Raw genomic sequence first — 5910 nt, 5'->3', positions numbered from 1 at the left:
ACAAACTATTTATCCCAATAACACCACCAACAGAAGAAGAGATCATGCTTATACAGCCCAATAACGTAACATTCGGGCAGTATAATATTTCAGAATGGCAAGAAAACCTGCTTACCCTTATCAGTGACAAGCTGCAAAAGCATATGACAAGGGAAGAAGAACTGCCACGTGATTTGTTTAATATGCCCTATGTTACTATCCGATGCGATGAAGCAGGCGGACAAAACAACAAAACAAAGGTCATAAAAGAAGCGACCGACATGTTAAGCAAAAGGTTTTCTTTCCGTTGGAAGCACCCCAAAATAGACAAAGAGGTTGAAACGATTGGTGGTTCTATCCTCATTGCTATACACAACATAAAGGGAACAAACCAAATAATGCTTACCCTTAATCCTTGGGCTATTCCGTTCTTAGTCTATTACGGTGTTGGTGTAGGTGGTACAAGGTATTCCAAAGGACTTGCGCTTGGGCTTCGTGGTAACTACACAAAAAGGCTGTATAAGATAATTTGCAGCCAAAGAGACAGAAAGGAGTATTACTACTCCATACAGCAGTTAAGGAAAGATTTAGAAATACCAGAAAAGCACTCAAACAATGACATAGACAGAAAAATCCTTAAACCAGCAAAAGAACGTATCAAGGAAAGTGGCTCTGATGTATGGTTTGATTATAAGCTGTTCTGCAAATACCCTGTAAAGGGCAGGAAGCCCAAAGCTGACACGGTTATTTTCACTATCAACACCCTGCATCCTCGTGAAGAAGGTGGAGAGCAGTACGAACAATATTCGTTTGTTTACAGATGGGTAAGCAGCGCAATGGATCACCCAACCAACGACAGGGCAGTCAAAGCTGTGGATAAGATAGCTGAACTCGGCAGACTTAAAAACGTGTACGAAAGGTGCTGTTACTACGATGACAAGGTATGTGCAGGGGATATGGTAAGAAAGCACGCTGAAAATTCACTGCTCAAAATGCTAAGAGAAGAGTTCGGTATAAAATAATTTGATTTTGTGACACAATCAAAAAAACCAAAGATATGAAAGAAGGAGATTTGATATTGGTATCTGCTGAAGCCACAGGCTTAGGGGAGCCAATGGAGGCCGTTATAGACAAGATTGAAACATTCATGGGACAAACCCTTGTAACAGTCACTTACACGCAACCAGACGCCTTATCCGGCTTCGGTGGTTGTTTTGTAGATACACACATAACAAAGCAATAATATATTTTTTGTAGAAAGTGTATATTGATAAATATATTCTTTATATTTTTGCACATAAATCATTGATATGCAAGAAAAAGCAAATATACAGACATCAACTCTAAGAGTACCTAAAAACATACTCGAAGAAATAAAAATATATTGCCGAAAAGCCGGAAAGCCTGTCGGTGAATGGGTTGAAACAGCCTGGAAATTCATAGAGAAGAATGACTTTGACATCTATGACAAGGAAACAACACCATTTCTTCCTGTTCCTCCAGACATCGAGAAGGAAAGGAACCAGGTAGAAGCCTTGTGTATGCTCATGAGTGAATTTATAACGGCACAGAAGCAGATACAGCTTCTGGCTCCAGAACTTATCGCAAAGACAGCTGAAGAAAAGGTACGTGCTGAAATGAAGTCTGAAGAACAGACTAAAGAACTCAAGGTCCTTCAGGAAGAAAACGACCGATTACGTAACGAAATCAAAGTTCTTCAGGAGTATAAGGAAAAAGCATACCGGGAACTTTGCCGGGTACGTGATGAACAGAAAACTTTTGGAAAAATAAGAGTTAATACAGAACTATTAATAAAATAACATTTATGAAGAAATTATTTATTTTGATTTTAGTATCATTTATAACTACCATATCCGTAGCCCAGAGTCGTTATCGTGGTTTTGTCAATACCGGTTATTCATTTGGCAGCGGTGAGTATGGTTTCAGTCAATGGCATATCAACACTGTCCATGGCGTAGATCTCTTTCATAACAATCTTTTCATTGGAGGAGGTATAGGGTTGGGTATTTCAACAGAAAGCGACATACTTAAAACATACAGTCTGCCTGTTTTCGCAGATGTACGTTATACACTTTGTAACTTAAAAGTTAAGCCATACATAGATATGAAAATCGGATACTCTGAACTTTTTGAAGAAGAACATGATGGTGGAGGTTATAAAAGTGGAGGTTTTTATATTTCCCCCTCTGCCGGAATATCACTGCCTGTCACAAAAAAGACTTCAATTCATGTTGGTATAGGATATACGTATAACCAGGCAAAATATGAATTCTCTTATATACCGGGAATTGGCTCCATGGGTAGGAATAATAAAAGATTTAATGCTGGTGGGTTGACTTTATCCGTTGGGGTTTCTTTTTAGAACCAAACTTAAATACAGGGGACAAACATCCCTCACGCAAGCATGTATCTGTAATTTACATACCCATTCCAAAACCCCGACTTCTTTTCCTGGGCTGGTCGAGTTCTTCCTCCAGCTGCTTCTTCCGCTGTGGTGCCTGGTTGATTTCCGGAACTTGGGAAATACTGTTTCCCTGTTGTTGGCTCTCTTCCCGGCCTTGTTCCTGGTGCGGTTCCTGAAGATCCCGGCTCCATTCGGCTTTCATCTTTTCAAGCCGTTCATGGTTCACACGTTCCGCCCATTCCTTCTTCTGGAAGATTTCTTTCGGACTTCCGTTCTTCATGGTATTGAGATAGTCAAAGGTCTGTTCCGGGGCCCGGTCATACCCTGTGCGCTTGTCAAATGAGGTTTCACACTTTCGGAAAAAATCTGTTCTGTCGAAACCGCCCTTCACGTTTCCGCAGTTCTTCTTCCCGGTGTGGTTGGTCTTTGGGCTTAGCTTCCTGGTGTTGCTCCTGTCCTTCCGGCTTACGATGATATGTGCGTGCATGTCGTACCGGTCGGCTCCCTTCCTCTCGAAATGGATCTTTCCGTAATACTCGATATCCTCTTTGTTCAAGCCTTTTCCGAACCCTTCCGCATAGTGCTGCATCACATCATCACGCACATACTTTCTCATGGCTTCAGCCTGTTCCTTCTCTGTCTTGCCCATTTTCTCCAGCTCCCGGCTGGAAGGGCTTACCGTGATCACATAGAATTTCGCATCGTTCCGGCTTAATTTTGCCTTGTTGTTGTCTATCTTGAAGGTTACTTCCTGTGCGCTTATGTAGTCACGAGAATTATTGAAAAACGGCTGTACTTCCCGGCCGTTCTTCATGCGCTCCAGATCCTCATGCTGGAGATAGGTCGTTACTCCTGTGCAGCTCCCTGTATTGGCATAAGTTCCGGAACCGCCACCCTGAATCTTTATGTTCATAGCCCCCTCCTGTCCTTTTCCTTCTTATAGACCTTGTTTATGTCATCGAGCAGCCCGGTCTTTCCTTTTGCATCGAGGAAGGAAACGATATGTTGCATGGCTTTGAGTTGTGCCGTTTCGCTGGCTTCTATCCGCTTGAAGATAATCTCCTGGTTCTTCCTGATAGTTGAATCTGCATCCCGCACCGCTTTTTCTGCCCTGCCTATAGCCTTGCCGTTGTTGTCTGAACTGTTGATTATCCCGGCAAGCAGCTCCTTGTTGTCCTTCAGGAACCGCCTGAACTTTTCTTCCGAAAGTAAGGATGAAAGGCTTATGGTTATCTGTGTGCTGGCTCCGGCCAGAGCTTCACAAGCCGGACGCACAAGATCCGTTTCCTGTTTCTTCAGGAATGCGAACACCTGGTCCATGCGCTTGATAAGCTTCTGCATTTCCTGTGCCGGACTTTCATGCTCGACCGGGTTTATACCGTACTTCTCAAAGTAGTTTATGGCATGAGTAATAAACTCCATTTTTGACACACTGTTTGCCTTGGCCAGACGGTCAAGTTTAGCAAAAGTAGTACGTTCTACCGCTACCGTTGTTTTGCTGTCTTTTTCCATGATATTATAAGGCTTATTATAACAAATTAATATGCTAACTAATTGGTTTACAAGATAGTATATTTATTCGTTATAACCAAATTATATTAGTATAATTTTCTAAATAGCTGATTTACAGCTAAAAACCCCGTAGGGCAAGAGGAAAAAACAGGGCTTGCCCGGTTTCCTCTTGCTGTTCTATCGAACACCCTCCCCAGCGCGAAATCAGCAAAGGGGACGGGGAGAGATAGAACCTATCCCACACACGTGAACACACACGAAAACCGCACACCCGGTACACAACAGAATTACCCAACAAAACCGCACAACAGAACATGTCCGGAACACCACAAAAAACTCATCGGTCGGGGAGCGCCGCACGGCAAGGGGGTGTACCAACACTCCCGACGAGTGCAGCCGTTTGCAGTGCAAATCAGTGTGCGGTTTTACTTGGATATCCGATATAAAATACCTAACTTTGATTCCGTAACGAAATCAAACAAAACAGACCTATGGAAAAGGAACCAGGGAAAAAGACCGGGAAAGGTGGAGCCAGAGAAGGTTCCGGAAGAAAGGCCGTGTCCGGCATGTACACCAAGACCATGAGAGTGCCTACAGTAATGGAAGAAGAAGTACTCTGCCTGATCGACATGTATTCGAACTGGCTGAAGTCCGGGAAAATGGAAAAGGGTATGGCAAGGCGCACCACTCCGGAACAGAGAAAAAGAGCTATCCGGTCAATACAGGAGATACTCGAGTATGAGAAGCAGAGCCAGAAAGTACACAAACAGGAAGAAGAGGACAAACGGCAGCTGTCCTTGTTCTGAACAAAAGCATAAAACAAAAGTCATCAGAACTTATTTTGTTTTGAAGTTCTGCTGACTTTCTAAAATGGTTTTGTTATTTCTTCTTCTTTCCAAACAATTCTGAATGACTGCCAAGCCTAACCAGCTTTACGACTTCATCATCAATCCATATCAAAAGAAAATCATTTTCTACGTGACATTCCATGTGACCTGCATAATCACCTGAAAGCATATGAGGTTTAAACTCTTTTGGAACATCCTCACAACGTTCCAGGAATCCTACAATTTCATAAAGTTTTTCCAGTTTGGTATTATCATTCCTGTACCGTTTCAGGTCTTTCCGGAACTGGCCACCAGTCTTAACCTCTCTCATTCACTACAGGATTTTATAAAGTTCTCGAAGCTGCTTGTATCAACTTTCTTCAGGTTTTTCCCGGCACGAGCTTCTTCTATGGCCGCTTTGGTCTCTTCGTTTGGTTCTGTGTACATGGCATCCATAAGAAGACATTCTACGAAGTTGTTTAAGCTCCGATGTTCACGTTTGGCAGCACTCTTCAGCATGTCCAGAAGGTTGCTGTCAAGTCTGAATGCAGTTAGTTTCTTTATTGCTACTTCCATATTGTTATACTTTTTATTGCAAATGTATAACAATATATATCAAAAGCAAAGAAAATAAACACAAAATTACTAATATATACATTTTTTAACGCGCCAGAAAATTTGCCTATCCAAACCCACCTAACTCCCTAAAGGGAGGGTTCTCTTTTTCTCCTTCTTTGTGCGGTTTTTCAGAGAGGCAAGCTAGGTCACTTTCACCCTAAAATCCGCTTTCTTGTTAGAATGTCTTTGCAGAATATCTTGTAAGAATGTGTTTTTTTAATTACAAAACACTATATTTCAATGTATTACAAATAAAACAAACGTATCAAAACCGACCAAATTACTAAAACAAACGTATCAAAACCGACCAAATTACTAAAATCCCCCCTACCAAAAACCGACCAAATTACTAAAGTATAATATAAAAACAGAAAATCTTTTTGTTATTTCGGTTTTTATATGTAGTTTCGCAAAGTAACCTCAAAAAAGCAGTCTTATGGACAAACTATTTATCCCAATAACACCACCAACAGAAGAAGAGATCATGCTTATACAGCCCAATAACGTAACATTCGGGCAGTATAATATTTCAGAATGGCAAGAAAACCT

Annotated in this window: 9 protein-coding genes; 5 read left to right on the top strand and 4 right to left on the bottom strand. The window is 41.7% G+C overall.

The window, feature by feature from the left end; translation table 11 throughout:
* From B5F71_RS18345 to B5F71_RS18330, 4 genes are all read left to right on the top strand, one after another.
* A partial coding sequence (locus tag B5F71_RS18345) for a replication initiation protein (protein ID WP_241148652.1) occupies window positions 1-1001 on the top strand: 1001 nt, incomplete at its 5' end.
* A gap of 35 nt (window positions 1002-1036) precedes the next feature.
* The gene (locus tag B5F71_RS18340; RefSeq protein ID WP_008782590.1) at window positions 1037-1222 is read left to right on the top strand and encodes a hypothetical protein; all 186 of its coding nucleotides are present in this window, start codon (window positions 1037-1039) and stop codon (window positions 1220-1222) included.
* A 67-nt stretch (window positions 1223-1289) separates the two neighbouring features.
* Window positions 1290-1799 carry a hypothetical protein gene (locus B5F71_RS18335; RefSeq protein ID WP_008782589.1) on the top strand — a complete coding sequence of 170 codons (510 nt, stop codon included), beginning with the start codon at window positions 1290-1292 and terminating at the stop codon, window positions 1797-1799.
* Window positions 1800-1804: 5 nt separating this feature from the next.
* Window positions 1805-2362, top strand: coding sequence for a hypothetical protein (locus B5F71_RS18330; protein ID WP_072544401.1), 558 nt, complete (start codon window positions 1805-1807; stop codon window positions 2360-2362).
* Between the two features lie 55 nt (window positions 2363-2417).
* Here the strand turns inward: B5F71_RS18330 and B5F71_RS18325 are convergent, their stop codons facing one another.
* Together B5F71_RS18325 and B5F71_RS18320 are read right to left on the bottom strand one after the other, a co-directional pair.
* Window positions 2418-3317 carry a DUF5712 family protein gene (locus tag B5F71_RS18325; RefSeq protein WP_008782596.1) on the bottom strand — a complete coding sequence of 300 codons (900 nt, stop codon included), beginning with the start codon at window positions 3315-3317 and terminating at the stop codon, window positions 2418-2420.
* Window positions 3314-3916 carry a BfmA/BtgA family mobilization protein gene (locus tag B5F71_RS18320; RefSeq protein ID WP_008782595.1) on the bottom strand — a complete coding sequence of 201 codons (603 nt, stop codon included), beginning with the start codon at window positions 3914-3916 and terminating at the stop codon, window positions 3314-3316. Before B5F71_RS18320 ends, B5F71_RS18325 begins: the two co-directional genes overlap by 4 nt.
* Before the next feature lie 491 nt (window positions 3917-4407).
* Between B5F71_RS18320 and B5F71_RS18315 the strand changes: the two genes are divergently transcribed.
* Entirely contained in the window at window positions 4408-4722 is a 315-nt protein-coding gene (locus B5F71_RS18315; RefSeq protein WP_008782594.1) for a hypothetical protein, read from the top strand.
* A 73-nt stretch (window positions 4723-4795) separates the two neighbouring features.
* Here B5F71_RS18315 and B5F71_RS18310 read toward each other — a convergent pair whose 3' ends face one another.
* Window positions 4796-5074: a type II toxin-antitoxin system YafQ family toxin gene (locus B5F71_RS18310; RefSeq protein ID WP_008782593.1), complete on the bottom strand. Its 279-nt coding sequence runs from the start codon at window positions 5072-5074 to the stop codon at window positions 4796-4798.
* The gene (locus B5F71_RS18305; protein WP_008782592.1) at window positions 5071-5319 is read right to left on the bottom strand and encodes a toxin-antitoxin system protein; all 249 of its coding nucleotides are present in this window, start codon (window positions 5317-5319) and stop codon (window positions 5071-5073) included. Before B5F71_RS18305 ends, B5F71_RS18310 begins: the two co-directional genes overlap by 4 nt.
* Window positions 5320-5910: the final 591 nt, after the last annotated feature.

It is taken from the genome of Bacteroides sp. An269, assembly GCF_002159755.1.
GTDB lineage: Bacteria > Bacteroidota > Bacteroidia > Bacteroidales > Bacteroidaceae > Phocaeicola > Phocaeicola intestinalis.
Note: the sequence above shows the minus strand (reverse complement) of the source record. Positions and strands in the feature narration are given on the sequence as shown.

Coding starts and splice junctions, on each gene's coding strand:
- B5F71_RS18340 (WP_008782590.1), top strand. CDS start 1,037: ATGAAAGAAGGAGATTTGATATTGGTATCTGCTGAAGCCACAGGCTTA.
- B5F71_RS18335 (WP_008782589.1), top strand. CDS start 1,290: ATGCAAGAAAAAGCAAATATACAGACATCAACTCTAAGAGTACCTAAA.
- B5F71_RS18330 (WP_072544401.1), top strand. CDS start 1,805: ATGAAGAAATTATTTATTTTGATTTTAGTATCATTTATAACTACCATA.
- B5F71_RS18325 (WP_008782596.1), bottom strand. CDS start 3,317: ATGAACATAAAGATTCAGGGTGGCGGTTCCGGAACTTATGCCAATACA.
- B5F71_RS18320 (WP_008782595.1), bottom strand. CDS start 3,916: ATGGAAAAAGACAGCAAAACAACGGTAGCGGTAGAACGTACTACTTTT.
- B5F71_RS18315 (WP_008782594.1), top strand. CDS start 4,408: ATGGAAAAGGAACCAGGGAAAAAGACCGGGAAAGGTGGAGCCAGAGAA.
- B5F71_RS18310 (WP_008782593.1), bottom strand. CDS start 5,074: ATGAGAGAGGTTAAGACTGGTGGCCAGTTCCGGAAAGACCTGAAACGG.
- B5F71_RS18305 (WP_008782592.1), bottom strand. CDS start 5,319: ATGGAAGTAGCAATAAAGAAACTAACTGCATTCAGACTTGACAGCAAC.